We start from the raw sequence: 295 nt of genomic DNA, 5'->3' as shown, positions 1-295 counted from the left end.
TGATTCACTATTCGCTGCTGATGCGCTTAATGATTCGTAAGTTGATTTCGCTCCTGATGTTAAGTCGCTGAAGAATTGGCTTACTTCTTTCGCGATACTATCTGATTCGCTTGTACTTGTTGAAGTACTTGTTGAGTCAGACGCACTTGCTGATTCGCTTGTACTCATTGACGCACTTACTGATTCAGATGTGCTCATTGAAGCTGAACTACTCATTGATTCACTATTCGCTGCTGATACGCTTAATGATTCGTAAGTTGATTTCGCTCCTGATGTTAAGTCGCTGAAGAATTGA

At 41.0% G+C, this 295-nt stretch carries 1 protein-coding gene; it reads right to left on the bottom strand.

Annotated elements, in window-relative coordinates; all coding sequences use genetic code 11:
* The coding region (locus CD138_RS14290; protein ID WP_180991062.1) for a hypothetical protein at nucleotides 1–295 on the bottom strand (295 nt) is incomplete at both ends.

The organism is Staphylococcus intermedius NCTC 11048 (genome assembly GCF_002902385.1).
GTDB lineage: Bacteria > Bacillota > Bacilli > Staphylococcales > Staphylococcaceae > Staphylococcus > Staphylococcus intermedius.
Note: the sequence above shows the minus strand (reverse complement) of the source record. Positions and strands in the feature narration are given on the sequence as shown.